Source organism: Polaromonas sp. P2_G11, from assembly GCF_056403595.1.
Window position 1 is genome coordinate 357,385 of record NZ_JBFUFE010000004.1, and the last position, 26,669, is coordinate 384,053.

The 26,669-nt window shown below is 63.5% G+C and carries 29 protein-coding genes; 12 read left to right on the plus strand and 17 right to left on the minus strand.

Annotation, left to right across the window (positions count from 1 at the left end; all coding sequences use genetic code 11):
* Positions 1-61 precede the first annotated feature (61 nt).
* The 3 genes from AC1DWQ_RS15790 to AC1DWQ_RS15800 form a co-directional block, all read right to left on the minus strand.
* Positions 62-823, minus strand: a complete 762-nt coding sequence (locus tag AC1DWQ_RS15790; protein WP_457281963.1) for an ABC transporter permease — start codon at positions 821-823, stop codon at positions 62-64.
* On the minus strand, positions 820-1,770 hold the full coding sequence (locus AC1DWQ_RS15795; protein WP_477670490.1) for an ABC transporter ATP-binding protein: 951 nt from the start codon (positions 1,768-1,770) through the stop codon (positions 820-822). The genes AC1DWQ_RS15790 and AC1DWQ_RS15795 overlap by 4 nt, the downstream gene beginning before the upstream one ends.
* A 301-nt stretch (positions 1,771-2,071) precedes the next feature.
* Complete coding sequence (locus AC1DWQ_RS15800; protein WP_477670491.1) at positions 2,072-2,863, minus strand: SDR family NAD(P)-dependent oxidoreductase; 792 nt, start codon at positions 2,861-2,863, stop codon at positions 2,072-2,074.
* 389 nt (positions 2,864-3,252) lie between these two features.
* On the opposite strand from AC1DWQ_RS15800, the gene AC1DWQ_RS15805 reads away from it, so the two are divergent.
* Entirely contained in the window at positions 3,253-3,600 is a 348-nt protein-coding gene (locus tag AC1DWQ_RS15805) for a collagen-like protein (RefSeq protein ID WP_477670492.1), read from the plus strand.
* 77 nt (positions 3,601-3,677) lie between these two features.
* Here AC1DWQ_RS15805 and AC1DWQ_RS15810 read toward each other — a convergent pair whose 3' ends face one another.
* From AC1DWQ_RS15810 to AC1DWQ_RS15830, 5 genes are all read right to left on the minus strand, one after another.
* Entirely contained in the window at positions 3,678-4,298 is a 621-nt protein-coding gene (locus AC1DWQ_RS15810) for a glutathione S-transferase family protein (RefSeq protein WP_477670493.1), read from the minus strand.
* A 24-nt stretch (positions 4,299-4,322) separates the two neighbouring features.
* Positions 4,323-4,670, minus strand: coding sequence for a YciI family protein (locus AC1DWQ_RS15815; RefSeq protein ID WP_477670494.1), 348 nt, complete (start codon positions 4,668-4,670; stop codon positions 4,323-4,325).
* A gap of 13 nt (positions 4,671-4,683) precedes the next feature.
* On the minus strand, positions 4,684-5,115 hold the full coding sequence (locus AC1DWQ_RS15820) for a VOC family protein (RefSeq protein WP_477670495.1): 432 nt from the start codon (positions 5,113-5,115) through the stop codon (positions 4,684-4,686).
* A 78-nt stretch (positions 5,116-5,193) separates the two neighbouring features.
* Entirely contained in the window at positions 5,194-5,559 is a 366-nt protein-coding gene (locus AC1DWQ_RS15825; RefSeq protein WP_477670745.1) for a VOC family protein, read from the minus strand.
* 50 nt (positions 5,560-5,609) lie between these two features.
* Positions 5,610-6,083, minus strand: a complete 474-nt coding sequence (locus tag AC1DWQ_RS15830) for a VOC family protein (RefSeq protein WP_477670496.1) — start codon at positions 6,081-6,083, stop codon at positions 5,610-5,612.
* A 147-nt stretch (positions 6,084-6,230) separates the two neighbouring features.
* Here AC1DWQ_RS15830 and AC1DWQ_RS15835 point away from each other — a divergent pair, with 147 nt between their 5' ends.
* Positions 6,231-6,908: a TetR/AcrR family transcriptional regulator gene (locus tag AC1DWQ_RS15835; RefSeq protein WP_477670497.1), complete on the plus strand. Its 678-nt coding sequence runs from the start codon at positions 6,231-6,233 to the stop codon at positions 6,906-6,908.
* Positions 6,909-7,023: 115 nt separating this feature from the next.
* Here the strand turns inward: AC1DWQ_RS15835 and AC1DWQ_RS15840 are convergent, their stop codons facing one another.
* The 3 genes from AC1DWQ_RS15840 to AC1DWQ_RS15850 all read right to left on the minus strand — a co-directional run bounded on the left by AC1DWQ_RS15840 (position 7,024) and on the right by AC1DWQ_RS15850 (position 10,127).
* Positions 7,024-8,058: a porin gene (locus tag AC1DWQ_RS15840; RefSeq protein WP_477670498.1), complete on the minus strand. Its 1,035-nt coding sequence runs from the start codon at positions 8,056-8,058 to the stop codon at positions 7,024-7,026.
* A 189-nt stretch (positions 8,059-8,247) separates the two neighbouring features.
* Entirely contained in the window at positions 8,248-9,240 is a 993-nt protein-coding gene (locus AC1DWQ_RS15845; RefSeq protein WP_477670499.1) for a Bug family tripartite tricarboxylate transporter substrate binding protein, read from the minus strand.
* Positions 9,237-10,127, minus strand: coding sequence for an N-formylglutamate amidohydrolase (locus AC1DWQ_RS15850; RefSeq protein ID WP_477670500.1), 891 nt, complete (start codon positions 10,125-10,127; stop codon positions 9,237-9,239). Before AC1DWQ_RS15850 ends, AC1DWQ_RS15845 begins: the two co-directional genes overlap by 4 nt.
* A gap of 90 nt (positions 10,128-10,217) precedes the next feature.
* On the opposite strand from AC1DWQ_RS15850, the gene AC1DWQ_RS15855 reads away from it, so the two are divergent.
* Positions 10,218-11,120, plus strand: coding sequence for a LysR substrate-binding domain-containing protein (locus tag AC1DWQ_RS15855; RefSeq protein ID WP_477670501.1), 903 nt, complete (start codon positions 10,218-10,220; stop codon positions 11,118-11,120).
* A 19-nt stretch (positions 11,121-11,139) separates the two neighbouring features.
* On the opposite strand, the gene AC1DWQ_RS15860 is transcribed toward AC1DWQ_RS15855, so the two are convergent.
* Positions 11,140-12,090, minus strand: a complete 951-nt coding sequence (locus AC1DWQ_RS15860) for a LysR family transcriptional regulator (RefSeq protein ID WP_477670502.1) — start codon at positions 12,088-12,090, stop codon at positions 11,140-11,142.
* Between the two features lie 116 nt (positions 12,091-12,206).
* On the opposite strand from AC1DWQ_RS15860, the gene AC1DWQ_RS15865 reads away from it, so the two are divergent.
* Positions 12,207-13,415 carry an MFS transporter gene (locus tag AC1DWQ_RS15865; RefSeq protein ID WP_477670503.1) on the plus strand — a complete coding sequence of 403 codons (1,209 nt, stop codon included), beginning with the start codon at positions 12,207-12,209 and terminating at the stop codon, positions 13,413-13,415.
* A gap of 16 nt (positions 13,416-13,431) precedes the next feature.
* Here the strand turns inward: AC1DWQ_RS15865 and AC1DWQ_RS15870 are convergent, their stop codons facing one another.
* Both AC1DWQ_RS15870 and AC1DWQ_RS15875 read right to left on the minus strand, forming a co-directional pair.
* The gene (locus tag AC1DWQ_RS15870; RefSeq protein WP_477670504.1) at positions 13,432-14,445 is read right to left on the minus strand and encodes a MerR family transcriptional regulator; all 1,014 of its coding nucleotides are present in this window, start codon (positions 14,443-14,445) and stop codon (positions 13,432-13,434) included.
* A gap of 91 nt (positions 14,446-14,536) precedes the next feature.
* Entirely contained in the window at positions 14,537-15,403 is an 867-nt protein-coding gene (locus tag AC1DWQ_RS15875; RefSeq protein ID WP_477670505.1) for an oxidoreductase, read from the minus strand.
* 142 nt (positions 15,404-15,545) lie between these two features.
* On the opposite strand from AC1DWQ_RS15875, the gene AC1DWQ_RS15880 reads away from it, so the two are divergent.
* Positions 15,546-16,523, plus strand: coding sequence for a LysR family transcriptional regulator (locus tag AC1DWQ_RS15880; protein ID WP_477670506.1), 978 nt, complete (start codon positions 15,546-15,548; stop codon positions 16,521-16,523).
* Between the two features lie 183 nt (positions 16,524-16,706).
* Positions 16,707-19,103: a glucose/quinate/shikimate family membrane-bound PQQ-dependent dehydrogenase gene (locus tag AC1DWQ_RS15885; protein ID WP_477670507.1), complete on the plus strand. Its 2,397-nt coding sequence runs from the start codon at positions 16,707-16,709 to the stop codon at positions 19,101-19,103.
* 11 nt (positions 19,104-19,114) lie between these two features.
* On the opposite strand, the gene AC1DWQ_RS15890 is transcribed toward AC1DWQ_RS15885, so the two are convergent.
* The gene (locus AC1DWQ_RS15890; protein ID WP_477670508.1) at positions 19,115-20,011 is read right to left on the minus strand and encodes a LysR family transcriptional regulator; all 897 of its coding nucleotides are present in this window, start codon (positions 20,009-20,011) and stop codon (positions 19,115-19,117) included.
* Positions 20,012-20,181: 170 nt separating this feature from the next.
* Here AC1DWQ_RS15890 and AC1DWQ_RS15895 point away from each other — a divergent pair, with 170 nt between their 5' ends.
* The 3 genes from AC1DWQ_RS15895 to AC1DWQ_RS15905 all read left to right on the plus strand — a co-directional run bounded on the left by AC1DWQ_RS15895 (position 20,182) and on the right by AC1DWQ_RS15905 (position 22,318).
* A complete protein-coding gene (locus AC1DWQ_RS15895; protein ID WP_477670509.1) occupies positions 20,182-20,937 on the plus strand; it encodes a glucose 1-dehydrogenase in 756 nt (251 codons plus the stop codon).
* A 63-nt stretch (positions 20,938-21,000) separates the two neighbouring features.
* Positions 21,001-21,900, plus strand: a complete 900-nt coding sequence (locus AC1DWQ_RS15900) for an SDR family oxidoreductase (RefSeq protein ID WP_477670510.1) — start codon at positions 21,001-21,003, stop codon at positions 21,898-21,900.
* A 76-nt stretch (positions 21,901-21,976) separates the two neighbouring features.
* Positions 21,977-22,318 carry a DoxX family membrane protein gene (locus tag AC1DWQ_RS15905; protein ID WP_477670511.1) on the plus strand — a complete coding sequence of 114 codons (342 nt, stop codon included), beginning with the start codon at positions 21,977-21,979 and terminating at the stop codon, positions 22,316-22,318.
* Positions 22,319-22,401: 83 nt separating this feature from the next.
* Here AC1DWQ_RS15905 and AC1DWQ_RS15910 read toward each other — a convergent pair whose 3' ends face one another.
* Entirely contained in the window at positions 22,402-23,265 is an 864-nt protein-coding gene (locus AC1DWQ_RS15910) for an AraC family transcriptional regulator (RefSeq protein WP_477670512.1), read from the minus strand.
* Positions 23,266-23,443: 178 nt separating this feature from the next.
* Between AC1DWQ_RS15910 and AC1DWQ_RS15915 the strand changes: the two genes are divergently transcribed.
* Entirely contained in the window at positions 23,444-23,992 is a 549-nt protein-coding gene (locus tag AC1DWQ_RS15915) for a carboxymuconolactone decarboxylase family protein (RefSeq protein ID WP_477670513.1), read from the plus strand.
* An 81-nt stretch (positions 23,993-24,073) separates the two neighbouring features.
* Complete coding sequence (locus AC1DWQ_RS15920) at positions 24,074-24,598, plus strand: peroxiredoxin family protein (protein WP_477670514.1); 525 nt, start codon at positions 24,074-24,076, stop codon at positions 24,596-24,598.
* On the opposite strand, the gene AC1DWQ_RS15925 is transcribed toward AC1DWQ_RS15920, so the two are convergent.
* Positions 24,558-25,487, minus strand: coding sequence for a LysR family transcriptional regulator (locus AC1DWQ_RS15925; protein WP_477670515.1), 930 nt, complete (start codon positions 25,485-25,487; stop codon positions 24,558-24,560). The two genes, AC1DWQ_RS15920 and AC1DWQ_RS15925, sit on opposite strands and share 41 nt — an antisense overlap.
* Positions 25,488-25,634: 147 nt before the next feature.
* Between AC1DWQ_RS15925 and AC1DWQ_RS15930 the strand changes: the two genes are divergently transcribed.
* Entirely contained in the window at positions 25,635-26,645 is a 1,011-nt protein-coding gene (locus AC1DWQ_RS15930) for an aldo/keto reductase (protein ID WP_477670516.1), read from the plus strand.
* Positions 26,646-26,669: the final 24 nt, after the last annotated feature.

Sequence of the window (26,669 nt, forward strand, 5' to 3'; positions counted from 1 at the left end):
CAGGCAGCTATAAAATCAATAGCATTTGCAGGACGCTCTCCACCAGCCGCCTGCCCCTTCCTCAGGCCTTCAGTTTCCAGCCCGTGCGGAAGATCCACCACACCGCGCCGAGGCACAGCCCCAGAAAGCCCATGATGGCCGCCACGCTGATGCCTACGTTGACATCGGCCACCCCGTAAAAACTCCAGCGAAATCCGCTGATCAGGTAGACCACCGGGTTGAACAGGGCGACCTTCTGCCACAGCGGCGGCAGCATGTTGATCGAATAAAACGCGCCACCGAGGAAAGTCAGCGGCGTCACCACCATCAGCGGCACAATCTGCAGCTTCTGGAAGTTGTCGGCCCACAGCCCGATGATGAAACCGAACAGGCTGAAGGTCAGCGCGGTCAGCAGCAGGAAGCACAGCATCCAGAAAGGGTGCGCGATCTCATAAGGCACGAAGAGGCGCGCCGTTGCCAGGATCAGTAGCCCCAGCATGACGGATTTGCTCGCCGCGGCGCCCACATAGCCCATCACCACCTCCATCGATGACACCGGCGCCGACAGCAGCTCGTAAATTGTCCCCGACCATTTCGGCATGTAGATGCCGAAGGCGGCGTTCGAGATGCTCTCGTTGAGCAGCGACAGCATGACGAGGCCGGGAATGATGAAGGCACCGTAGCGGATGCCGTCGATGTCTCCCATGCGTGAACCGATGGCCGCCCCGAACACCACGAAGTACAGCGAGGTCGAGATCACCGGCGAGGCGATGGATTGCATCAGCGTGCGGAAGGTGCGCGCCATTTCAAAGCGGTAAATAGCGCGGATGGCGTGCCAGTTCATGCGGCCTCCTTCTGGGCGCCAGGTTGGTCGGCATGCACCAGGCTCACGAAGATGTCTTCGAGCGAACTCTCGCTTGAATGCAGGTCCTTGAAGTCAATGCCGAGTTCGGCCAGCTGCTTGAGCAACGCCGCAATACCCGTCTCCTCGGTTTGTGTATCGAAGGTGTAGACCAGTGTGTGGCCCTCTTTCGTCAACTCAAGCGGCAGCCCTGCCAGCGCATCCGGAATGCTTTGCAGCGGTGTTTGCAGTTGCAGGCTCAGTTGCTTCTTGCCCAGCTTGCGCATCAGCACCGTTTTGTCTTCGACAAGAATCAGCTCGCCCTTATTGATGACGCCAATGCGGTCGGCCATCTCCTCGGCTTCCTCAATATAGTGCGTGGTCAGGATGATGGTGACGCCGCTGTCGCGCAGCTCCCGCACCATTTGCCACATGCCCTTGCGCAGCTCGACGTCGACGCCCGCGCTGGGCTCATCGAGGAACAGGATGGTGGGCTCGTGCGACAGCGCCTTGGCAATCAATACCCGGCGCTTCATGCCGCCGGAGAGCGCCATGATCTTGCTGTCCTTCTTGTCCCACAGCGAAAGGTCGCGCAGTACTTTCTCGATGTAGGCGGGGTTCGGCGGCTTGCCGAACAGGCCCCGGCTGAAGCTCACGGTGGACCACACGGTTTCAAACGCATCGGTCGAAAGCTCCTGGGGGACCAGCCCGATCCTGGCGCGAGCGGCGCGGTAGTCACGCACGACGTCGTGTCCATCGGCCGTCACGCTGCCCGAGCTGGGATTGACAATGCCGCAGACGATGCTGATCAAGGTGGTCTTGCCTGCGCCGTTGGGGCCGAGCAGGGCGAAAATCTCGCCGCGCTGGATATCCAGGTCCACCGACTTGAGCGCATGAAAGCCCGAAGCGTAAGTTTTGCTGAGTTTCTGAAGGGAAATAATGGGTTGCACGCGGCATCCTGACAAGAAAGTGGCGCCAGAATGACGCCAGAAGAGACCCGAATCATTCTATAGAGCAAGGCTGAAAAAGCTGGGACCAGGGCCTATTAACACTATGTTTTCACCCCATTCCCTCCGGGTTGCGATCAAAAAGGCCCTGAGCGGCGTTGCAAAGCCTTGACGGGGTTCACCCCGCCTGCGTTTTGCGCCTTGCTCACGGCCTTTTTGACTCGCAACGCATCTTGCAAACATAGTGTTAGTAGGCCCTAGGGTTTTCCAGCGCGGTGGGTGTTGCCCGAATCCCGTGGAAGACTCAGGCCGTCTGGTTTTTTCTCAGCGTCGGCAAGCCGACACCGGCGGACTCAAAACCACCATCCACAGCCAGCACCTGGCCATTGACATAGCTGGCTGCCGGGCTGCACAAAAAGCCCACGGCCGACGCGATTTCTTCCACGGTGCCGTAGCGCCCCAGCGGAATCACGTCGTGGTAGTCCGAGCGGATCGCCACGCTGTGAACCAGCTTGGCCATTTCCGTGTCCACCGGCCCGGGCGCGATCACGTTGGCCCGGATGCCGAGGGTGCCCAGCTCAACCGCCTGCTGCTTGGTCAGCTGGATGAGCGCGGCCTTGCTGGTGCCGTACGCCACGCGAAGCGTGCTTGCACGCAAGCCCGAGATCGACGCGATGTTGACAATGCTGCCACCGCCCGTGCGCTTCATGATGGGCACGCAAGCCTGGCTGCACAAAAACGCGCCATCCAGGTTGACGCCCAAAACCCGGCGCCATTCTTCAAATGTTGTCTCACCGATAGGCTTGAACACCGCGATGCCGGCGTTATTGACCAGCGCATCGATACGGCCAAAGCGGGCGTCCACCTCCTCCATGGCCGATTTCACCTGCGCCGGGTCGGCCACGTCGCAATGCGCCGCCAGTACGCGGCCTGCATCCTGAATGGCGCTAGCGGCTGGGAGCAGCGTGTCGCTGTCGATATCCAGAAGCGCCACACGGTACCCGTTGGCCAGAAACCATTTCCCGATGGCAAGGCCAATGCCGCGAGCACCCCCTGTCACGACGGCCACGGGGCTGGTTGAAGAAGTTGCGGTCATGGATGTCCTTGCCTTGTTGTCTGGTGTGAATGAAGAAAGGGCTTTGGCGGTGTGGGCGAAAGTTCAGGTTGAAGTTTGCACTATTGGACGTGTTTGCGCGCGTTTGCGATGCTGCCGATTCGGGACACGCTGTCGTGGGCCCGTCCTACAGCATGGGCGCTTGCCAATGGGTACCTTGAGCACTCATCCTGTTGTCTGCATCAGAAATGATTCTTTCAAGAGGGCCAGGCATACGGTAGCCGTTAGCGGTTTTCGAATGTGTGACCTTCAGCAAAAGCGTTGTGGCTGGTATCGGTTTCATGCACATGATCCGTAAAAAAAACAGTTCACGGTCAAGGCAGGAACGAACTGTTGACGCACCTTGGTGCGAATTTTCCCAGAGGATCACTATGACAATGAAACACGCATTCCTTTTATCCACACTGGTCGCAACGTTGAGCCTTGTTGCCTGTGAGCGGACGGTTGTCGCGCCGCCTGCGGCAGTTGTCACCGTGCCCGGGCCTGCAGGTCCTGCGGGCGCCACGGGTGCCGCCGGCACTGACGGCGCCAAGGGGGCCACGGGCGCTGGCGTCGGTATTCCAGGCCCGACCGGCGCTACCGGTGCGACTGGAGCGACGGGCTCTACCGGTTATGAGGGCGCAACCGGTGCTACCGGCGCCACAGGCGACACCGGAAAGACCGGCAGGACCGGTGCCACGGGCGATACGGTCGTGATCGTTCCCGCGCCCGCACGATAAGGTTTTCGGCTGTACAGGCCGGCGAGCGCGTGAATGCTCGCCGGCCTTTTTTGTTTTCAGCGGCGGGGACAAGGCGTTTAACCGGCCCGCAATTCCGGAAAGGGCTCACGCCACGCCGGCAGCTGATTAAGCCGGTCGTGCCAGCGCCGGATTTCCGGGAAATTGTCCAGCGGCAAGCGTGCCTTTTCAGCGTATGGCAAGGTGATGGCCACCGCAAAGTCGGCTACCGTCAGTGCGTCACCGACGAGGTATTCGCGCCCCTTCAGGTGCGCTTCGAGCACGCTGGCGTAGCGCTCGAAGTCGGGTGTCACCCTCGCAATCTCGGCCGGGTCGGCCTCGCGCTGCAGGAAGCGCGGCTTGATGATGTGTTCGAAATAAAAAGTCCCGGCGGCTGGCGCGAACTCGGTGGCATCCCACATCAGCCAGCGCATCGCCTCGGTCTGGCGTTGGTCGCGTGGCCACAGGTCAGAACCGGCTTTCTCCGCCAGGTGGCACATGATGGCATTCGACTCCCACAAGGTCGTGGTGCCGTCCACCAGTACCGGCACCTTGGCATTGGGGTTCATTGCGCGGAACTGTGGCGTACGGTGTTCGCCTTTTTCGAGCGCGACGTAAATGAACTCCACCGGCAGCTTCAAGTGCCTGGCGACGGCGCAGGTTTTTCGCGGGTTCAGCGTGTCCGAGTAATAAAGCTTCATGCTGACTCACTTCATCGTTAATTTTCAGGCCGCCATGCGGGGGAGGTCGGACCACACCGGCCTGACCTCTATGGTTGCGGCCCTGGCCATGGGATGGCCGGCTGCAGTGTCGATCGCCTCCTGCATGCCGGCGCATTCAATCAGCCCGTAGGCCGCCATTTTTTCTGCGCTATCGGTGAAAGGGCCGTTGGTTACCGCGCGCTTGCCGCCGCGCACCCGAACCGTCATGGCGTCGTCGGGGGGTCGCAGCGGGTTGCCGTGCTTGAGGATGCCGCGGCTCCCCATGTCCTTTACCCAGGCGCCTATGTCGGCCACCAGCGCCGGCGTGGGCGCGAAGGCCGCGTCGTGGCAAATGATCAGCAGGAATTGCATGGGCTTTTCCCTCTCAAGGCATAGGCAGCGGCTTGATGACCATCCACGACACGCCGAAGCGATCTTCCACCATGCCGAAAGACGAAGCGTAAAAGGTCTTCATGATGGGCATCCCTACCTTGCCGCCGTCGCTCAATGCCTTGAACAGGCGCTGCGCTTCGGCGTCGCTGGCCGCAGTCAACGAGAGCGAGAAGCCCTTGAATTCCGGCTTGCCGTTGCCCATGCCGTCAGAGGCCATCACTTCCGTTTCGCCGATCCTGAAGCTGGCGTGCATGATGTTCTCACCCGGGATGGCACCGCCGTCCGGCCCGCAGCCTTCGGTCATGGGTTCCGGGTTCTCCTTGAAGCGCATCATCATCTTCACTTCGGCGCCAAGCGCCTTGCGGTAAAACTCGATGGCCTCTTCGCAGCGGCCGTTAAAAAAGAGGTAAGACTGGATCAGCATGATTGACTCCTTCGTGGGTTGATAAGGCTGGGGGATTTTTCAGGCACTCATTTGCGCAGCGTGGGCTTCAACGTTCATCTAGGCGAGTTCCCAGAGATGACCATCCAGGTCTTCGAAGCCGTGCTGGTACATGAAGCCGTGGTCTTGCGCCTTGTTGGGCGTGGTCGCGCCGGCGGCCACGGCCTTGCTGACCATCTCGTCAACTTCCTGGCGGCTGTTGCATGAGAGGCAGATCAGCACCTCGGTGCTTTTGCGTGCGTCGCTCACCGGCTTGGGCGTGAAGGTCTTGAAAAATTTCTCGACCAGCAGCATGACGAAGCTTTCCTCGCTCACGATCATGCAGGTGGCGTTTTCATCGGTGAATTGCGGGTTGAATTTGAAGCCCAGCGCGGTGAAAAACTTCACTGATTTGCCCAGGTCTTTCACGGGCAGGTTCACAAACATCTTGGTCGTCACGGGTTTCTCCTTGAATGATTGAATGAGTAGGTGCTTCTTCAGGCCCTGTCATAGGCTTCCTGGAGTTCCTTGATATTGATCTTGCGCATCTTCAGCATGGCGCTCATGGCGGCGCCGGCCTTGGCCGGGTTCTTGTCGCCCAGCATGTCGCCGAGCGCGGTGGGGATGATCTGCCACGACAGGCCGAATTTGTCCTGGACCCAGCCGCACTGGTTGGGCGCGCCCCCGGCCGAGAGCTTGTCCCAGAGCTCGTCCACCTCTTCCTGCGTCTTGCAGTCCACGAACAGCGAAATCGCCGGTGTGAAGCTGAAGTGCGGGCCGCCGTTGAGTGCCATGAATTCCTGGCCTTCGAGCTGGAAACTGCCGGTCATGACGGAACCCTCCGGGCCCGGACCTTCCTTGCCGTAGCGCCTGAGCATGGTGATCTTCGAGTTCTTGAAGATCGAAACATAAAAATTCATGGCTTCCTCGGCCTGGTCGTTGAACCACAGGAAGGGGGTGATTTTCTGCATGGTCTGGTTCCTTGAAAGAAGAGCGTTTAAAGAATCGTTAAAGGCTTGCGGGCCTTGTGCGGTGGCCAAATCAGCAGTATTGTGTACACCGTCCACAAAAGAATAGCAAAGATAATGAACACTGTCCACATAAATAAGTAACAAGCCATGTCGACCGCGCCTCCCTCCCAGCCAGTCCCGCCGCCCCGCAGCACTTACCGCCACGGCGACCTGCGGCGTGCCTTGCTGGAGGCCGGGGTGGAACTGGCCCGCGCCGGCGGGCCCGAGGCTGTGGTGTTGCGCGAAGCCACGCGCCGCGCGGGCGTTGCGCCTAATGCGGCCTACCGCCATTTTGAAAACCGCCAGGCTTTGCTGTATGCGGTTCGTTCAGCCGCGCTGGCGGCCGTGGCCCGCGCGATGGAGGCCGAACTGGCTGCGCTGCCCCAGGGTTTGCCGCCAGCCGAATTCGCCCGCGCCAACGTGCGCGCGGTTGGCGCCGGCTATTTGCGGTTTGCGCAGGCAGAGAGCGGGTTGTTCCGTACGGCCTTTGGCCCCTCGGATGATCTGAAAGAAAGAGCCCAGGGCGCGCCGGCGGACACCGAGCGCAAAGGGGAAAGCGGCCTGGACCCCTTCGAGTTGTTGGGTGCCGCGCTCGACAAACTTGTGGGCGCCGGCGTGTTGCCGCCCGAGCGCCGCCCCGGGGCTGAGTTCCTCGCCTGGTCGGCGGTACACGGCCTGGCCATGCTGGTGATTGACGGCCCGCTGGGCCCCCTCATCGGCCCGCAGATGCAGCAGATCGGCGAGCGCCTGCTGGACATGGTTGAAAAGGGCCTGTGCGGGGACTAAGGGGAGTTGACACCCATTGATTGAATTTGCCTAAGGCTTGGCCGGTGCATTGATGACAAAAGCCCGCCGGAGGCGGGCTTTGCGGACGAGATACTGATCGCGTGCCTTTGTGCGCTCAGAAGTTATGCTGAATGCCAACCCCGTAAACACGGATCACGTCATTGGCGACACGGTTGTTCGGGTCCGAGCGGTCATAGAAGCCGTACAGCGAAGTGCGATTGCTCATCTTGTAGGAGTAGCCCGCCTGGAAGCGCTTGAGCTTGGCCGCAGGATCGCTCTGGACATCCTTGCGGATGTAGTTGGCCATGACCTTGCTGCTGGGCGTGATGTCCCACGAAGCGCCGATCATCTGCGCCGCCACCTTGCTGCGCGACAGCGCATTGCCCTCAAAGTTGTCACGGTTGTAAACCGCCCAGGCCCGGATCTCGCCGAAGTCGTAGGAGCCCACCAGCATCCACTTGTTCCTGAAATCATTGAGCAGGGCGCCGCCGCGTTTGCTGTCCCTTCCGTAGCCGACGCCCAGGCCCAGCGGGCCGCCGCCTTCGCCGTAGCTCAGCGAGACATCGGTCTGCTTGTAGTCGCTTTCAAAGCGGATCGGGCCGGCCGCGGTTTCCGGCAGGCCTTCACCATTGAAGTAATGGCCGGCGCGGAAAACGAAGTTGCTGATCACCGGGCTGGCGTAGCCGATGGCATTGGACACCCGGGTGCGTGCATTGAAGATGGAGGAGCCAATCGCGGTGGCGCCGGCATCGTGGATGACGTACTCGACATTGCGGCCCAGGATCGCGTAGATCGGCGTGCGGCTGGGTGCGGCCGAGTCAATGCGCCCGATGTTGACCACCCCGAAGTCGCCGCCAATTCCCACGAACGAATTGCGGTACATCGGCGAGGTCGTCGCCCCGGTGTCGGAAGAGATCGCAGCCTCGATCCCGAAGAAGGCCTTGAGCCCTCCGCCCAGGTCCTCGGTTCCCTTGAAGCCGAACCGGGACGCGTTGCCCGTGATGAGCGTCTGCGAGACCGAGCCGGTCTTCGAGTTCTCGAAGCTCGTATCCATCTTCCCGTAGATCGTTACCGTGCTTTGCGCCAACGCGGCAACGGGTGCTATTGCACCGGCAGCAACCGCTGCCAGGCAGATCATCTTGTAATTCATTCCTCACTCCTCAAAGTTTTCTATAGATAGCGGGAGCCCAATCACCGCCGTATGGATATTCGCGGGCAAAGTTCGCCCAGGCCCGAGAAGATTTCGTCTTCCACGGGGCAGCAACTCACAGGTGCGTGTATGTGCGCGTCAACCGTCTGGCTGCGGCAGCGTGGTGGGGTGGTGAAGGTTCATGCGCGGCTATTCCAGAACAATCTTGTTGGCCTGAGCGACATCCTTGAAGAACCGGATGCGTTGAATGACTTCCTGCCGGTATTCGGCGGGGCGCACGTTCTCGGGCAGCATCGCACCGCGTTTGCGCCAGGCTTCCAGCGTGTCCTTGTCGCGAAGAATGGTGCGTACCGCGTCGTAGAGTTTCTGGATGATGGCCTCCGGCGTTTTTGCCGGCGCTGCCAACCCCGTCCACGACGTGAGGTTCAGGTCGGGCAGCTTGAGTTCGTCGAAGGTGGGAACATCAGGCAACTGCGGTGCGCGCAGCGGCGAGGCGACGGCCAGTGCGCGCAGGCTTCCGCTCTGCAGCATGGCCAGGTTGGAGGGCAGGTTGTTCCACGTCAGCTGAACCTGCCCCGAGAGCAGATCCGTCAGTGCCGGTCCGGCGCCCCGGTAGGGAATGTGCGTGATGAACAGGCCCAGCTTCGACTTGAGCAGCTCCATGCTCAGGTGTGCCACCGAGCCGTTGCCCGACGATGCGTAGTTCAATTTGCCGGGGTTGGCCTTGGCGTAGCGTACAAATTCGGCAAAGGTCTTGACCGGGAGCTTGGCGCTGGCGACCAGCACGTTCGGCAGCCTGTCGATCAGCGTGATGTAGGCGAAATCGTTCACTGCGTCATAAGGCAGGTTGGGTGACACCGCCGGATTGACCACATGGGTCGACTGCGAAGTGACGACCAGCGTATAGCCATCGGGCGCGGCCTTTGCAACAATGCCGGTGCCAATGGCGCCACCTGCGCCGGCCTTGTTGTCGATCACGACCGGCTGGCCCAGCAGCCTGCCCAGTTTGTCGGCCATGGCGCGTGCTGAGATGTCCACCGCCCCGCCCGGCGGGAACGGCACGATGAGGGTAATGGGACGGCTCGGGTAAGCCTGCGGCTGGCTGAATGCCGGGCACGCCACCGCGCTCGCCGCGCCGGCCGCTATGCCCAGGAATTTGCGACGGCTTGGGATGGTGATCATGCTGTGTCCTTGATGTTGACGTGGCGTTTCGGGTGAGTGGTTTCTTCCCTGATGTACCCCGCGATGGCCTGCAGCACCAGGTGAATGCGCTTCTTGAGTTCAGGAAACTGCCGCTTCGGCTCGCGTGTTGTTTCGTTGAGGTAGAGCGACCTGTTGATTTCGATCTGCAGGCTGTGCTGTCCGTGTGCGGGCCGGCCAAGAGTGCGCACCAGGTCTTGCCCCGCATAGGGGTCGTTCAGTGCGACGGTGTAGCCTTGCCGCTTGAACTCGTCCCCGACGAAGTCAGCGAAAGCCGCGCTGCAGCTGGCGCCATGCAGGTTGCCCAGCACGATGTCGGCCAGCGGCTTGTCCGGCAACCCCAGGCGCACATACGCGTTGCTCGGCATGGAATGGAGGTTGAGGTGCCACCGTTCACCCTGCGGGGTGCTTGACTGGGCCAGCGCGTCCTCCAGCGCATGGCGATACGGCCGCCAGCAGCTTTCAATCCGGTGTTTGATTTCGCTGGCATGAAGCCGGCGGCTGTAGATCGGCTGTAGTGTCGGAGTCTTGCTGAACACCAGGCCGTTACCCAGCCGCAGGCAGGGTTGAGAAGGGGCCACTGGCTCAGCCCACTCTCCGTCCAGCATCGCAAGGTCGATGTCGTCCTCGCTGCGGTTGGGGTCGATATAGCTGCGCGGAAACGTCGCGTGCACCAGCGTCGCGCCGACCAGCGGCGCCGCGTCCCAAAGTTGCTCGATCAGCGTGTCTTCGCATTGCCGCAGTTGCTGCAATTCAATGGAAAAATCGAAGTCCTGCGGATAGTAGGTGCCGCTGTGGGGGGAGTCGCACACCAGTGCGATGGGATCAACGACGGGTCGGACGACTTTGACGGGTTCGGCGCGGGACATGGTTTGGCTCATGGCGGGTAGTGTGGCGCCGCGAGTGCTGCGCGACAAACGACAATTTCAAAGCTGCTGATTAGATGATCTAATAGGGCCATGAAATTCAAGTCGCCGTCGCTGGCCGAACTGCACGCGTTTCTTGGGGTCTGCCAATTGGGGAGTTTTCGCCGCGCGGCGGAAGTTCTCTCTGTCACGCAGGGCGCCGTCAGCCAGGCCATCCTGCGCCTGGAACAACGGCTCGGCTGCAGCCTGTTCGACCGTCAGCAGGCGGGCGTTGTGCCCACAGTCCGCGGGCGCGAATTCCAGAAGCTGGTCGAAACCCATGTCGCCGGGCTGGAGGCGGCGGTCACCCAGTTCGGCGGAGAGTCATCGCAACACAAAGTGCGGGTGAGCGTCATACCAACCCTCGGAACGCGCTGGCTGGTCCCCAGGCTCGCGCAATTCAAGTCCTTGAATCCCAATGTTGAGGTGGAGCTGCGCCAATTTCATTTCGACGAGGACTTCAAGCGCGACGACGTGGACCTGTGGATCGCGCTCAGGCGTCCCGGAAGGAGGTGGCCACGCGGTATCCGTGGATGCTATCTGCTGGGCAACGAGATCACGCCCGCATGCACACCCGCACTTGCGCGAAGCATTCAGCATCCGCGGGATCTCGCGGCGCATACCCTTCTTCATCATATCAACTACCCCGACAACTGGGCCGTGTGGATGGAGGGTGCAGGTTTAAAGCAGCCCAAGCCAGCATTGGGCCCGGGGTTCGATCTGGGCAACAACCTCATCGTCGCGGCATGCGCCGGCATGGGAGCCATCGTCATCCAGCCGTGCCTCATCGAGAGCGAACTCGAAAGCGGCAAGCTGGTCCTGCCCTTCGACACCCGGGTCCTGATCGCGCGCGGCTATTACCTTTGCCAACGATCAGCTGCCGCCCACAGTAATCGCGCCGTTGAAGCGTTTGCCTCATGGCTGCAAGAGCAGGCCGGCAACACGGCCGGCGCCTGACCTCTCCCAGGCGCTGCGATCAGGCTGCGCCGGCCCCGTCCTCGCGGGCCGGCAGGCCCATGCCCTTGGGCAATCCCTCGCGCAGTGCTTCGATAAAGCGGCGCAGCTTGGCCGGATAAAAATTCGAATAGGGGTAGATCAGGTAGACCGGCAGGGGCTCAGCACACCACTGCGGCGCCAGGTGCAGCAGCCGGCCTTCGGCCACGTCGCCCGCCACCAGCCAGGTCGAAGCGATGCTTGCGCCCAGGCCCAGCAGCGTGGCGTTGCGCAGGGCAAACAGGCTGTCCGTGCCCAGGCGCGGCTGTATTGCAAAGCGGTGCTCTTCGCGGCGCTGGTCGGCGTGGCGGCGGATCAGCACCACCTCGTTGCGGTAGAACGTTTGCAGGGCCAGCCAGGGCAGGGCCTGCAGACCGGTGGGATGCAGCGGCGGCGGTTTGTTTTGCAGCAATGAGGGCGCTGCCACCACGATGCGCCGGACTTCAGCGATCTTCACAGCCACCAGGGAGGGGTCTTCCACCGTGCCCACATGCACCGCGCAGTCGATGCCCTGCGTGATGAAGTCGGGCGTGCCGTCATGCAGCAGCCACTCCACCGTGACGCGTTCGTGGCGCCGCAAATAGTCGACCACCGGCCCCACCAGCTGCTGCTGGCCCAGCGCATGCGGTACCACCACACGCAGCGTGCCCTCCGGCACTTCCTGTGTGCCGCGCAGGTCGGCCTCAAAAGCCCCCCAGTTGCCCAGCAGCTCCTTGGCACGGGCAAAGCAGCGCTCGCCACCCTCCGTCAGTTTCATCGCGTGGGTGGAGCGCTGCAGCAGCTTCAGGCCCAGCGAACGTTCCAGCGCCTGAAGGCGCCGGCTGACTGTGGGTTGCGTGGCGTTCATCTGCGCTGCGGCGGCGGACAGGCTGCCCGCCTCCACGATGCGCACAAAGGTCTGCATGAGTTCGATCCGGTCCGGTGCGGTTTTCATGAGGTACCCCAGGTTGCTTATGCGTTTTGCGTATGACCATTGTGCCCAATAGCAGCCTTCACAGCGCAAAACCTCACCCGCATACTCGCATCCTGCCTCAAATCGGGATTTTCCTCATGACTTCTACAGCTAATACGCATGACCAGACCGGGCCCGGCTTGCCGTTCCCATTGATTCTCCTGCTCGCCACCGGTGCCGGCCTGGCCGCAGCCTCGCTCTATTACAGCCAGCCCATGCTGGCCTTGCTGCTTGCTGAGTTCCAGTCCACGCCCGCCGCCATCGGCCTGGTGCCCACGCTGACCACGCTCGGTTATGCGCTGGGCATAGGACTCCTCGCGCCGCTGGGCGATCGCTATGACCGCCGGCGCATCATCCTCGGCAAGGCCGCCGCTCTGGTGCTGGCGTTGCTGCTCGCCGCCGCCGCGCCGTCCGTGGCGGTGCTCGCACTGGCCAGCCTCGCGATCGGTCTTGCGGCCACGCTGGCGCAAGACATCGTGCCGGCCGCCGCCACACTCGCACCCGAAGCCCGTCGCGGCAAAACCGTGGGCACGGTGATGACCGGCCTGTTGCTGGGCATCCTGCTGTCGCGCGTGGTGGCCGGCGTCGTGGCTGAGCAGTTCGGCTGGCGCAGCATGTTTGTGGGCGCGGCCCTCAGCATTGCGCTGCTGGGCGTGGCGGTGTGGCGGCGGCTGCCGCGCTTTGAGCCGACCACGCAGCTGCCCTACCTGGCGCTGCTAGGCTCGCTTGCCACGCTGTGGAAGCGCCACGGCGCGCTGCGCCGCGCGGCCACCGCACAGGGCCTGATCAGCATCGGCTTCAGCGCCTTCTGGTCCACGCTGGCCATCATGCTGCACGCCGAGCCCTTCAACCTGGGCAGCGGCGCCGCTGGCGCCTTCGGTGTGGCCGGTGCCGCCGGTGCGCTCGCAGCACCGCTGGCCGGCCGCATCGCCGACAGCAAAGGCCCTGAAGTCGTCACCCGGCTGGGCGCTGTGCTGGTCGCCGCCGCTTTCATCGCCATGGCCTGTGGCCCCAACCAGCTGTGGCTCATTGCGCTGGGTGCAGTGGTGTTTGACCTGGGCGCGCAGGCCACGCTGATTGCTCACCAGACCATCGTCTACGGCATTGAACCCGCCGCGCGCAGCCGGCTCAATGCGGTGCTGTTCATCGGCATGTTCAGCGGCATGGCCGGCGGTGCGTGGCTGGGTAGCGTGGTGCTGGCGCACGCCGGCTGGCAGGGCGTGTGCGTGATGGCCGCGGTATCGGGTGCGGCAGCACTGGTGGTGCGAATGTGGCCAGCGAAGAAACTGGTGCGCTGCGCCGCGTGAAAACGACGCTGAACCGTCAAGCCTTTTTGGGAATCGTGGCCACCATGCCCGCCGTGCGTGCCCTGACCTCCGGTGTCGCCAGGCAGGTCATCACCGCCTCGTAGCCCGGCGCGCCGGGATAGGGCGCGACGCGAACCGGCGGGCTGTGGTTGGCCGGGCAAAGGATGACGGCTTCCTCCGCGCCCATCGCCGCCAGATCCAGAATCGACGACGAACGTGTCATCAGGAAAAGCGGGCGTGCGCCAAGCCCGGCGCGTTGGCGCAGGTAGATGATGAGCGCTTCCTGCGTGGCCTGGTCCAGCCCTTGCTCCACCATGTCGACCACAAAGACGGCGGGCCCTTCGGCTTCCAGTCCCGCCAGCAGCGCGGTCAGTGCTTCCGAGGCTACAGCTCCTTCATCCACCAGCCACGCCAGTGTCCTGTCAACACGCTGCTTCAATGCAGCATCCTTGTCCGTGTTGTCCAGCCGGTCCAAACCCAGAAAGACCGCATTCGGCAGCCGCTCAGCCAGCAGCATCGCCAAACGAGTCTTGCCGCTGCCAAGCGGCCCGATGATGTAGTTCAGTGGGCGTATGCCGGCAAGCTCAAACCACTCGCCGCCCCAGGGCCAGGGCAACTCAAAACCCACGCTGAATTTGGCATAAGGATGAAGCACACGCGCCAGCTCCCCCTGGCCCGGCGCCCTGCCGCGAAGAAGGTCCGCACGCAACGTGCGGACCTTGCCTATCGTGTCTACGAGTTCGCTCACTTGCGATTCGAGCGCCACCTCGTGCAAGGCAAGCGCAGGCTCCAGGCTTTGCGGGTCACCCACAAAAGCCTCTGCCACCTGAGCCAGGCTCAGGCCCAACTTGCGCAGCGTCACCACCTCGGCGGCACGCGCCATCGCGTCGGGACCATAAATCCGGTAGCCGGTGGCGGCGCGCTCCGGTGTTACCAGGCCGCGCTGTTCATACAGCCGCAAGGCTTTGATCGATACGCCAAGCCGCCTGGCCGCTTCGGAGGCGCCTGGGTGTGCGCGGGGAGAATTCATGAGAGACCTCTGGGTTGCTTCAGCATTGCTTTTGAACTTTCAGCATCATGAAGGCGGACCCAGGGGCCAAGTCAACAGGACATTGAAAAACTCAGGCCATCAGCGCTTCTTTCGGAAAATCCGTCGAAGCCGACAGCGCCTTCCAGGCCTTCACCTCGGCCTCCACAAACGCATGCTTGTCTGCAATCACTTTCAGCGTGTCGGTGCCCATCGGCAGGCGCAGCGGTGGGGTGTCGGCCTCCACCAGCTTCAGCATCGCCTGCGCCAGGCGCAGCGGGTTGCCCGCCTGGTTGTGGTTGATCTCTTTAGCAGCTTCGCGCACCCTGCCTGCGCTTTGGGCGTAGTCGTCCAGAATGCGCGGCGACACCGCAAGTGAGGCGTTGTCCAGGAAGTCGGTGCGGAAGTAACCGGGCTCCACGGTGGTGACGTGAATGCCCAGCGGTGCCAGTTCGCCATGCAGCGCTTCGGTCAGGCCTTCCACCGCAAACTTGGTTGAGCAGTACACGCCAAAGCCCGGGCCCGACTGGTAACCACCCAGCGACGAGATGTTGATGACGTGGCCGCTGCGGCGCGCACGCATGGCCGGCAGCACAGCGCGTGTCACGTTCAGCAGGCCGAACACATTGGTTTCGTACAGGCGCCGCACCTCGTCGCCGGTGGCTTCTTCCACCGCGCCCAGCAGGCCATAGCCCGCGTTGTTGACCAGCACGTCGATGCGGCCAAAACGTGCCAACGCGGCTTGCACGGCGGCCGCCGCCTGTGCTTCGTCGGTCACATCCAGCGGCAATGCCAGCAGCGCAGCGCTGGCGGGAAATCTTTTTTGCACTGAGGCGGCGTCGCGCGAAGTGGCCACCACCGCGTCACCGTGCGCCAGCGCCGCTTCGGCAATGCGCGCGCCAATGCCGCGCGCCGCGCCGGTGATCATCCAGATACGTTTGAAGTCAATCTTTGCATTCATGGTCTTGCCCCTAAAAAATGTTGCTGAGGAGGGCAATGTAGGTTTTTGATTAAGTGTTGAATAGCCCACAATCGGTGAGTTCATAATCAAGCTAATCGTGACAATTAGGGGCTTGCTCCCCGTAAAACCGCCAGGAGCCGCCATGGCCTTCAATGAATTGCGCGCCGTTTCCACCTTCGTCAGGGCCGCCGAACTCGGCAGCCTGCGCCAGGCCGCTGCCGCCCAGGCCATCACACCTCAGGCCGCCAGCCAGGCGCTGGTCCAGCTTGAACGGCACCTGGGCGTGCGCCTTTTTCACCGCACCACGCGCAGCCTGAGCCTCACCGAAGAAGGCGAGCAGTTCCTGCAGGCCGCGCAGCCCGGCCTTTCGACGCTGCAGCGGGCGTTGCAGGGCGCCCGCCGCACCCGCGAAGAAATCGCCGGGCCGCTGCGCATCGTCGCGCCGCGTTCCATCATGCTCGAGGTGTTGTGGCCTGTGCTGGAGGAATACTGCCGCCGCTACCCGCAGGTGGATCCCGATATCCAGATGGACGACCGCATCGGCAACTGGGTGGAAGACCGTGTCGATGTCGGCTTTCGCGCCGGCGCGCCGCCCGCGGGCGGCATCATCTCGCGCCGCATCCTGCCGCTGCAACTGGTGGTGTGCGCGTCACCCGCCTACATCGCGCAGCATGGCGCGCCCCAGACCATCGAAGACCTGGCCGGGCACCGCTGCACGGGCTTTCACCACACGGGCACCGGCAAGACCATGCCTTGGGAATTCAAGGTGGGTGAAGAAGTGGTGGCCCGTACCGTCGCCGCGTCCTTCCTCACCAATGACGTGGACCTTGAAGCCCGCGCTGTCGTGGCCGGCCAGGCCATCGGCCAGCTGATCGGCGCCACCGCTGCGCCGCTTGTGCGCGCCGGCCGGCTGGTGCCGCTGCTGACGCAGCATGTCACCGGGCATCTCGGCCTCTATGTCTACTACGGTAGCCGTAACGCGCAGCCTGCCCGTGCGCGGGCCTTTATCGACCTGGCGGTGGAACGGCTGGTTGGCAACACGCAGTTTTACCTGGAGCCGCATGAACTGCGGCCCCATGCCGCCGCGCGGAAAACGCGCCGCGCCCGCGCGGCCGGCTGACGCGCGGGTGTCGCGGCATCAGCGCCGCGCAGACATCTCTTTCTGTATCTTTCTTATCCATCCGTTTGCGTGCAGCCGTTTTCTTGGCGTCGCCTACAGCTGCGTTAGCCCACGGCTGACGCGCGGCAGGCCGATGTGGGAATAGATTGGGGGCCTGTACGGATGCATCAGGAAGAATAAAAAGTGTCAGCTATCCCGCGCCTTCGCTCCGCCTTTTTCACCGGCCTGGTGCTCGTGCTGATGGGAGGGGTGCTGGCCTTGCCGGGCATCTGGCTGGTGGTGCTGGGAGGTTCCTGGTATTACCTGGTGGCCGGCCTCGCATTTATATTGACGGGCATGCTGTTGATCCAGTACGGACCGATAGCATTGTGGACCTATGCACTCTTGCTGGTGGGCACACTGGCATGGGCGTTGTGGGAAGGTGGGCTCGACTGGTGGCCGCTGGCTGCGCGCGGTGGAGTGCCGTTTCTCATTGGCCTCTTCCTGCTCACCCCCATGCTTGCCCGTGCCATGCAGTCCGAAGCGCCGGGCCAATCCGGTGTGCGCGCCGGCCAGTGGGCGCTGGGCGCCGCGCTGGCGCTTTTTCTTGTGGCATCGGTGGCGACCTGGCTGCATGATGCGAATCGTGTGACGGGCATGCTGCCGCTGCCGCCCACCGGCGCATCGGCCGCGCGCCCGGCTGATGCCGTACCTGCCGGCGAATGGCATGCCTACGGGCGCACCGGCCAGGGGCAGCGCTATTCGCCGCTCAGCCAGATCACCCCTGACAACGTGGAAAACCTGGGGCTGGCGTGGCAGTACCGCACCGGTGACATGCGCGGCCAGCCGGGTGACCCGGCAGAAACCACCTTCGAGGTGACCCCGCTGAAAGTGGGCAACCGGCTTTTCCTGTGCACACCGCACCAGTCCGTCATTGCGCTGGACGCCACCACTGGCGCGGAAGCCTGGCGCTTCAATCCCGAGATCCAGGGCAAGCTCGCACTGCAGCACCTGACTTGCCGCGGCCTGTCTTACCAGCCGCCTGCCCCTGCGACTGCGGCAGCTGCCGCAGCGTCCATCGACTGCCCGGCCAAACTGTTCATGCCCACGGCAGACGGCCGCGTGATCGCCCTCAACCCCGACACCGGAAAGGTCTGCCCCTCTTTCGGCGGCGGCAAGGGGCAGATCGATCTTTGGGCCGGCATGCCCAACGTCAAGCCTGGCGCCTATTACTCCACCTCACCGGTGGTGGTCACATCCAGGCTCATCATCGTGGGCGGCACGGTGCTCGACAACGTGTCCACCAAAGAGCAGTCCGGCGTGATCCGTGCCTATGACATCAACACCGGTGCGCTGGTCTGGAACTGGGACTCGGGCAAGCCCGACGCCACCGCCCCGCTTGCGACAGGGCAAACCTACACCGCCAATTCGCCCAACAGCTGGTCCATTTCCAGCGTCGACGAAGCGCTGGGCATGGTCTATGTGCCGCTGGGCAACCAGCCGCCCGACCAGTGGGGGGGCCAGCGCAGTCCTGCCGTCGAAACCTATTCGTCGTCCGTCGTCGCGCTGGACCTGGCCACCGGCAAGGTGCGCTGGAACTTCCAGACCGTGCACCACGACCTGTGGGACTACGACGTGCCGGCCCAGCCCAGCCTGGTGGACCTCACCGTGGGCGGCAACCGGGTGCCCGCGCTGGTCCAGCCCACCAAGCAGGGTGAGATCTTTGTGCTGGACCGCCGCACCGGCACACCGCTTTTGCCCGTGGTGGAAACACCGGCACCGCAGGGCGCTGCACAGGGTGACCGCACCGCGCCCACGCAACCGAATTCGGCACTCTCATTCAACCCGCCGCCGCTGACGGAACGCGACATGTGGGGCGCCACCCTGTTCGACCAGCTCTATTGCCGCATTGCTTTTCACCGGCTGCGTTATGAGGGCCGCTTCACGCCGCCTTCCACGCAGGGCTCGCTGATCTATCCCGGCAACTTCGGCGTGTTCAACTGGGGCGGCGTGGCGGTGGACCCGGAGCGGCAGATGGTCTTCGCCACACCGACCTACCTGGCCTTTGTCTCCAAACTCGTGCCGCGCACGGACGACACCAGCCTCATGGTGCAGGGCAAGGAGCGGCCCGAAGGCAGCCTGCCCTCGCTCAATGAAAACTTCGGTGCGCCCTTTGCTGTCAAGCTCAGCGCGTTTGTGTCGCCGCTGGGCATTCCGTGCCAGGCGCCGCCCTGGGGCTACGTGGCCGGCGCCGACCTGACGACGGGCGCCATTGCCTGGCAGCATAAAAACGGCACCGTGCGTGACCTGGCCCCCGTGCCCCTGCCTTTCCGCATGGGTGTGCCCAATCTGGGTGGGCCGCTGACCACGGCGGGCGGCGTGGCCTTCCTGTCCGGCACGCTCGACTATTACGTGCGTGCCTACGACGTGAACACCGGCAAGGAAATCTGGAAGAGCCGCCTGCCCGCCGGCGGCCAGGCCACGCCCATGACCTACACCGGCGCAGATGGCCGGCAATACCTGCTAGTAGTGGCCGGCGGCCATGGGTCACTGGGGACGCGTGCGGGGGACTATGTGCGGGCTTATGCGTTGCCGCGCTAGTTGAGCCGCTCCTATCCGGCCCGGCTCATGACGTCGGCAACCCAATCCACGAACACGCGCACGCGCGGCGACAGTTGCCGGTGGTGCGGGTACAGCACCGACACCGGCATGGGCGCGGGCCGGAAAGCGGCCAGCACTTCAACCAGTGTGCCCGCCTCGAGTTGCGCGGCCAGGTGGTAGCGCGGCACCTGGATAAAACCCAAGTGCGCGGCGCAGCAGGCTTTGTAGGCGTCGGCGTCCGTCACCGCGACCGGGCCCTTGAGCTGCACCTGACGCGGCGCGCCGTCCACGATGAAGTCAAAGGGCAGCGCCTTGCCGGTGCGGCTGGATAAAAAATTCACCGCGCGGTGCCCGCGCAGGGCCTCCAGTGTTTCGGGCGTGCCGTGTTTTGCCAGGTACTCGCGGCTCGCGCAGGTCACCTGTTCGAGCAAGGCCACGCGCCGCCCCACCATGCTGGACTCGGCCAGCTCGCCCACGCGCAGCACGCAGTCCACTCCCTCGCGCACCAGGTCCACCAGCCGGTCGCCCATGCCGATCTCCAGCTCGATGTCCGGGTAGCGCTCAAAAAAATCACCAATCACCGGCAGCAAAAAATGCTTGGCCAGCGTGCCGTGCAAATCCACCCGCAGCTTGCCGCGCGGCTTGCTGCCCGTGTTGACAAAGGCCGACTCGGCTTCCTCCAGGTCGGTCAACAGGCGCAGGCAGCGCTCGTAATACGCCGCGCCGTCCTGCGTGGGGCTGACATGCCGCGTCGTGCGCTGCAACAGCCGCGCGCCCAGGCGTTTTTCAAGCTGCTGCACCGCATGCGTCACCGTGGCGCGCGGCAGCAGCAGGTCGTCGGCCGCCTTCGTAAAACTGCCCAGCTCGACGATGCGGGTGAACAGCTGCATCGAATGAAAACGGTCCATAACGCGTGCTTCTATTGTTGGTATTTATTGAACAATGATGGCAAGTTTACGGTATTTATCGTGTGTGGATTGAATAGAACAATACCTTCACTGGCTCACCAAAGGCGCACAACACACGCAGCACCCCGGGCGGTCAGAACCAACCCACTTTTAACCATCAGGAGTTTCAAATGACCGCTTCCAGCAACAACGCCACCCAGGTGGCCATCGTCACCGGCGCCTCGCGCGGCATAGGCGCGGCCGTCGCTCGGCGCTTGGCACAAGAGGGCTACGCCGTCGTCATCAACTATGCCGGCCAGGCTGAAGAAGCCCAGGCCGTTGTGCAGTCCATCATGGCCAGCGGCGGCCAGGCCGTTGCCGTGCAGGCCGACGTCGCCAGTTCCGCCGCCGTCACGCAGCTGTTCGATGACAGCATCCAGGCCTTTGGCCGCGTCGATGTGCTCATCAACAACGCCGGCATCATGCCGCCCAGCCTGCCGGCGCTGGCCGACACCGACGACGACACCTTTGACCGCCTCTTCGCCGTCAACGTCAAGGGCACATTCAACACCCTGCGCGAAGCCGCCGCGCGCCTGCAGCCCGGCGGGCGCATCGTCAACTTCTCGACCAGCGTGATCGGTCTGGCCCTGCCCGGCTACGCGATCTACGGCGCCACCAAGAGCGCGGTGGAAACCTTCACCAACATCATGGCCAAAGAGCTGCGCGGCAAAAACATCCGCATCAACGCGATTGCTCCCGGCCCTACGGCCACTGCGCTTTTCCTCAACGGCAAAACGCCCGAGACGATTGAGCGCATGTCCAAGATGGCGCCGCTCGAACGCCTGGGCACGCCGGAGGACATCGCCAGTGCGGTTGCTTTCCTCGTGAGCGACAACGCGGCCTGGGTCAACGGCCAGACGTTGCGTGCGAATGGTGGCGTCGTCTAAGCGCACGTACTTCTACAAGCCATCAAGCACTCTTTTCAAACCCTTTCCAGAAAGACACACATCATGAAATCCGTCATCCTGGTCACCGGTGCATCCACCGGCATCGGCCACCTCACCGTCCGCTCACTGGCCCAGGCCGGCCACACCGTCTACGCCAGCATGCGCGACATCCAGGGCCGCAACGCACCCAAGGTGCGTGAGCTGCGCGATTGGAGTTTTGCCAACGGCTTCGATCTGCGTGCTGTTGAGCTCGACGTGCTGTCGCAAGCTTCCGCAGACGCCGCCGTGGCGCACATCATGGCCGAGCAAGGTCGCCTGGACGTCATCGTGCACAACGCCGGCCACCTGGTGGTCGGGCCCGCCGAGGCCTACACGCCCGAAGAAATCGTCAAGGTGCTGGACACCAACTTCCTGGGCAGCCAGCGCGTGAACCGCGCTGTGTTGCCGGTGATGCGCAAGGCCGAAGCTGGCTTGGTGCTGTGGGTCAGCAGCAGCACGGTGCGCGGCGGCTTCCCGCCTTTCCTCGGCCCTTACGCCGCCGCCAAGGCTGCGATGGATTCGATGGCCGTGACCATGTCGTACGAGCTCGCCCGCTTCGGCATCGAGACCTCCATCGTGGTGCCCGGCGCCTTCACCAAAGGCACGGCGCACTTCCCCAGCGCTGGCAAGCCGGCCGACGAAGCGGTCACGGCTGCTTACGCGCGCTACGACGGTGTCATGGACAAGGTCGGCGAACGCCTCTCGGCGCTGAGCCCCGACCACGCCGACCCGCAAGCCGTGGCCGACGACATCACCCGCATCGTCGGCCTGCCCGCCGGCACGCGGCCTTTCCGCTCGGTGACCGACTTCATCGACGACGGCGCCGGTGAAGTCACCGTGGTGGCCGAACGCGTGCGCGAAGAGTTCGCCCACCGCATCGGCATCGCCGACATGCTCAAGCCCACGGTGCGCCGCACGGCTTGATGGCCTTCATCACACGGTCCGGCTTGAGCCCGGGCCCTGTGGTGCCTCTTCACCATTGATTTTCAGGAGCTTCACCATGCAACCCGCTGTCGTCCTCGCTCTCGCCCGCATCCTCATGGCCCTGGCCTTTATCGGCCCGGGCGCTTCGCACTTCATCGAATCCGTACGGCTGCGCAACTACACAGCCGCCGCCATAGGCGCAGTCGAAGTCGCCGCCGGCCTGGCGCTGGCATTCGGCTGGCAGGTGCGCTGGTTCGCGCTGGCCGCCGCGACTTTTCTCGTGGTGGATGCGTTCATCGCGCACGGCTTCTGGGCCGCCACACCGCAAGCGCTGCGCAACCAGCTGCTGCATTTCTTCAAGAACATTGCGCTGGCGGGCGGCTTTGTGCTGCTGGCTTCAGTGTCGCGTGAGTTTTAAGTGAAATTGGCCTGCAGCTCAATCAGTGCACTGCCTTGTATCTATCTTTTTGGTAGCGTCTGCATGCCGAACCCACCCTCGCGCTACACCGCCGTCTTGGCCCATTCACGCGGCGAGACACCGGTCTTCTGCACAAAAAGCCGCGACAGCGCCGACGCATTGGCATATCCCAGCTGCGCGGCAATGGCCTTGAGTGATTGGCCATTGCGCAGCTCGGCCTGCGCAATGGCCAGCCGCCACGTCGCCAGATAGTTCGCGGGCGTTTGCCCCACTTTTTGTTTGAACAACGGTGCAAACGCACTGCGCGACATGCCGGCCGATTGCGCCAGGCCTTCAAGGCTCCATGCATGGCCCGGGTTTTCATGCACCGCCACCAGCGCGCGCGCCAGGCGCGGTTCGGCCAGCCCGGCCAGCAGGCCCTCGGGAGGGCTGCCTTCTTCCGGATGGTCCAGCAGCCAGCGCAGCAGTTGCAGCAGCAACACCTCAAATAATCGGTCGGCCAGCAGCCGCTGGCCGCAGCGCACCTGCGCGGTCTCGGCAAACAGCAGGGCCAGCGTGTGCTCCAGCCCCGGTACGCGCGCCAGCGGCAATACCACCAGGGCCGGCAGCGCACGCGCCAGCGGGTGGCTGGCGCCGCCGGCGAATGCCAGCGTTGCGCAGGTGAAATCAGCGCCCTCCACCGGTGCATTGTGAAAGTCGTGCGCGAGCGGACGCGGGTAAAACACCAGGCTGGGCTCGCTCACCTTCACCCGCCTGGGCGCACCCGTTGCCGCGCGGTGCGTCACCACCATGGTCCCGCGACGCATCACGTGCAAAAAGCCCAGCCCGGCCTCTGGCGTGAAGCGCGTCACGCCGCACAGCGGCCCGTTGTGAAACATGTGGGCCCGCACGCGAAAGCGTTCCATCAGGGCGGAAAGCCGGTCAATTCCTTCGGGGGGCGTGGTCATGGTGTGGGACTGGGTTGAGGCTTGTTTTGGATGATAAGGATGATTTGATAGACGAATTCATCCAATAAGTCCTGATTGTCGCGTGAAACTTCTTCCTGTGCAGCGAGCGCACCTACACGCCCCGCCGCGCGAAACGTCATCCCTCAACCGCGACTCTTCAACCTCCAAAGGACTTCACATGTCACGCATTCCATTGATCGACCGTAACGCCACCTCCGCCGATCGCAAAGCCCTGCTCGATCAGGTCACCCAAGCCTTCGGTGCCACGCCCAATATGTTCAAGGCCGTCGCCAATTCACCCGCCGCGCTCAAAAGCATGTGGGGCTCGTTCGGCGCGCTGGGGGGCGGTGTCATCAACGCCAAACTGGGCGAGCAGATCGCTGTGGCAGTGGCCGACCGCAACGCCTGCGAATACTGCCTGGCCGCGCACACGGCCCTGGGCCGCAAGGCCGGCGTCAGTGCTGAAAGCATGGCCGCTGCGCAGCGCGGTGAATCCGCCGACCCGGCCACCGCTGCGGTGCTCGCGTTTGCACTCAAGCTGGTGAATGAACGCGGCAACGTGTCCGGGGCCGATGTGCAGGCCGTTCGCCAGGCCGGCTTCACCGATGAGCAGATCGTGGAAATCCTCGCGCATGTGGCGCTCAACCTTTTCACCAACTACGTCAATGTGGCGTTTGCGGTGCCGGTTGATTTCGCGCCCGTCAGGCTGAGCCGAGCCGCTGCCTGACGCTTTACCACCCGGGTCTTTGACCCGACGTGCGCGGTCTGCTGCATGCAGGCCGCGCTGAAAGTATTTTTGAAAGCTTTCATGCAAACCAAAAATTATTCTCCCGCACCCGCCTGGCACATCGCGCACTGGCTCAACACACCGTTGCCCATCACCCTCGAATCCCTGCGCGGCAAGGTCATCGTCATGCACGCCTTCCAGATGTTGTGCCCGGTCTGCGTGAGCCACGGCCTGCCGCAGGCCATAGCGATACGCCAGGCATTTCCCGAAGCATCGGTTGCCGTCATCGGCATCCACACCGTGTTCGAGCATCACCGCGTGATGAACCATGAGGCGCTGCAGGTATTTGTGCATGAGCAGCGTCTGCGTTTTCCCATCGGCGCGGACTTGCCTGCAACGGACGGCCCCATCCCGCAAACCATGGCGGCTTATCAGTTGCGCGGCACACCCAGCCTGGTGCTGATCGACAGGCAGGGTCGCTTGCGGTTGAGCCACTTCGGGCACCTGGACGATCTGGCCGTCGGTTCGGCCATAGGGCAACTGCTGGCCGAGACGGCTGGCGAAGTCACGAATACAGTTTCGTCCCCGCCGCAAATTCCGCCTTGAACACTTCGGCCACCCAGTCAGCAAAGGCGCGTACCTTGGCCGTCAGGTGGCGGTTGCGCGGGTACAGCACCATCATCGGCAGCGCTTCGGGCTGCCAGTCGGGCAGCACGCGTACCAGTTCGCCGCTGGCCAGCAGCGCGCAGGTGCGGCGTGTCAGCGGCGGCTGCGACAAACCCAGCCCGGCCAGCACCGCACCCATGTGGCTGTCGGCGTCGTTGCAGCTCACCCAGTGCGGGCGGTGAATTTGCCGCACGTCACCGTCCCTGGAAAACTCGAACGGAAACACCCGCCCCGTCTTGGCAGAATGAAAGTTCACAAAGCGGTGCTGCTCCAGGTCTTCCAGGGTCTGCGGTGTGCCGTACTGCGCCAGGTAAGAAGGCGCAGCGCAGGTCACTACCGTCAGCCGGCCCAGCGGCCGCGCTACCAGCGTTTCGTCGTGCACCAAGCCGCCGCGAATCACGCAGTCCACGCCTTCGGCCACCAGGTCTACCGGCCTGTCGGTGCTGCCCAGTTCCAGCACCATGTCGGGGTAGCGTTTGAAAAATTCCGGCAACGCCGGTGAGATCACGTGGCGGCCCACCGCCGCCGGCACATCCACCCGCAACCGCCCGGCCGGCGTGGCCACGGCCCGGCGCAGTGTGCCTTCCAGCTCGCCCATGTCCTGCACCATGGCCTGCGCGCGCTGGTGGTACAGCGCGCCGTCGTCTGTCAGGCTCAAGGTGCGCGTGGTGCGGTTCAGCAGGCGCACTCCCAGGTGCGCTTCAAGTTCCTGCACCACCGTCGTCACCCGGGCCTTGGGCATGTGCAGCGCGGTGGCTGCCGCGGTAAAGCTGCCCAGGTCCACCACGCGTGTGAAGACTTCCATCGCCCTGTAGCGATCAACGCTCATGATTTCGCCCTTATTGTTCTTTAAATCACTAACAGTTAGTTTATTGAATGGCAGTTTATTCTTTTAATTCAAACCAATACAGTTCATTCACCTGCTCACTTATCTGCCCATTCCAACACTGATCCACTTTTTAAGAAAAGGCTCCCCATGAACACGAATATCCTTTCTCCCACCCGCCTGGGCTTTCGCGGCCCGCAATCCGTCTCCGCCATCGGCCTGGGCGCCATGGGCATGTCGGGCATGTACGGCGCCCACGACGAGGCGCAAAGCATCGCCACGATTCACGCCGCGCTCGACGCCGGCGTCAACCTGATCGACACCGGCGACTTTTACGGCATGGGCCACAACGAGATGCTGATCGGCCGGGCGCTGAAAGGCCGGCGCGACGAAGCGCTGATCTCCGTGAAGTTCGGCGCGCTGCGCGACCCGTCTGCCGGCTGGATCGGCATGGACGGCCGTCCCGCAGCGGTGAAGAACTTCCTGGCCTACACGCTGCAGCGCCTGGGCACCGACCACATCGACATCTACCGCATCGCGCGGCTCGACCCGAATGTGCCGATCGAAGAGACCATAGGCGCGATGGCCGACATGGTCAAAGCCGGTTACGTGCGCCACATCGGCCTCAGCGAAGTCGGCGCGCAGACCATCCGCAAGGCGCACGCGGTGCACCCCATCAGCGATTTGCAGATTGAATATTCGCTGGTCAGCCGCGGCCCCGAAGCAGAAATTTTCCCCGTGCTCAAGCAACTGGGCATCGGCGTCACGCCCTACGGCGTGCTGTCACGCGGGTTGCTGTCGGGCTCCAAACCCACGGGGCCTGGTGACTTCCGCGCCCACCTGCCGCGCTTTACCGGCGACAACGCGGTGAAGAACCAGCAGCTCGTCGATGTATTGCATCAACTCGCCGCTGGCATGGGCGCCACGGCATCGCAAGTGGCCATTGCCTGGGTCATCGCACGCGGCAAGGCCCTCGGGGTCGACATGGTGGCGTTGGTCGGTTCCCGCAAGCCAGGCCAGCTTGATGAAGCGCTGGGCGCGTTGAAGCTCAAACTCAGCGCCGAAGACCTGCAGCGCATTGAAGCCGCGCTGCCTGCCGACGCGGTGGCCGGCACACGCTACGACGCTTACCAGATGGGCCACCTGGACAGCGAAAAGTAAGCGCAAATTTATACAAAATCGACC